2 protein-coding genes are annotated in these 1444 nt (G+C 27.4%); both read right to left on the minus strand.

Annotation, left to right across the window (positions count from 1 at the left end; all coding sequences use genetic code 11):
* Positions 1 to 352: 352 nt before the first annotated feature.
* Entirely contained in the window at positions 353 to 1075 is a 723-nt protein-coding gene (locus CD126_RS11880) for a peptide ABC transporter permease (protein WP_049408007.1), read from the minus strand.
* Between the two features lie 14 nt (positions 1076 to 1089).
* The coding region (locus tag CD126_RS11885; protein ID WP_142381376.1) for an ATP-binding cassette domain-containing protein at positions 1090 to 1444 on the minus strand (355 nt) is incomplete at its 5' end.

Raw genomic sequence — 1444 nt, forward strand, 5'->3', positions numbered from 1 at the left:
ATTATTTATAGTCGTAAAAGAAATAATATTTTTATGTAAGCCCTTTCATATTTATTATACACAATATTAAAAATATTTAAAGTTCATTTGAAACTCAAAATAAGTAAAAGAGTTTGAGACAAGATCAAGTGCCTTTCATTTTCAATGTTATACCTTTCGCTTGCTTATGGGACCACACTCAACTAATTCCTATCGCTATTAAAGCGCTAGGAATGGATTTTCGTTGTGGTCTAGCTCCATCAAGCGTCTCAAGGTCACATTGAAAATTCACTTATAATTCATTTTAATCATGAATTACTTCGTCATTTAACACTTTCTTATTTCTTGTCCCAAACTCATTGATGATAGATATTTAAAGCCCTAATCTTAACCATCGTTTTTTAGCTAAAGTAAGTAAAATAAAGTTAATAATAAATAATGCAACGAAAAAGATAACTAATGTTATTACATCATGAGAACTTAAAAATTGTATATCGTTTTGTAGTATTTTATTAACTGTATGATACATGGTGTTGCTAGCCTCAAATGGTGCTATAATACCGAATATACTTTTATTAACTGCTACTAAAATAATAGACCCAATCCAAAACACAATACTTATACCTATACTAAGCAATATATTAGAAAATAGCATACTTATCGTGCCTATGATTAGAATATACTGCAATATAACTAATCCAAATAACAATAATAGTAATAGATAATGTGTGAAATCACCGAATATCAAAGAAATTACAGTAATAAATATCCAAATTATGAGAAAGCATTCAACAAATAATACGAGTGCCTTTTTATAAAAGAAAGTGTACACATTATCACCGATAAGTTTATAAAAAAGCGTATTTTTGTTTGAATACTCTTTGTTAATAAAGTAAGCGATGATAAATGAAAATAGTAAGAAACCAAATTCTGTCGCTACAGTATATGCACTAAAAAAGTACTGACCATATCCAAGGTGCTTTACTTTATCAATTCCTACAGGTAGAAAGTAACCCAGTAAAAAAAGAAATAAAAATAAAACGCAAAGAATTAATACTATTTTGTTGGTTAAACTTTTTTTAAATTCTAACTTCATTATTCTTCCCCTTTTTACAGATTAATATAATCTTGAATTAAGTCATCTTTCGATTGATACTCTTGAATACCTCTGTCTTGCAAGGCGAAATATTTACCAGGTATATTTTTTAAGTCTGATAAATTATGGGTAATATTGATAATCGTTTTATTTGGATGTTCTTTTATAAAGATGTTCAAAAATTCTTGTATTTCGGTAACCGTCTTCTTATCTAAAGCATTGGTTACCTCATCCAAAATCACTAATTGATTGTCTTCGAGTAGAAAACTTAAAAATTTCAGTTTTTGTTTCTGACCATCACTAAGATTTTTAATTAGTACTCTAGAAGGAATAGAGTCTATATCTAATATTTGATATATATTACTAAAT

The sequence above is a fragment of the Staphylococcus pettenkoferi genome (assembly GCF_002902685.1).
In the GTDB taxonomy this organism is placed as follows: domain Bacteria; phylum Bacillota; class Bacilli; order Staphylococcales; family Staphylococcaceae; genus Staphylococcus; species Staphylococcus pettenkoferi.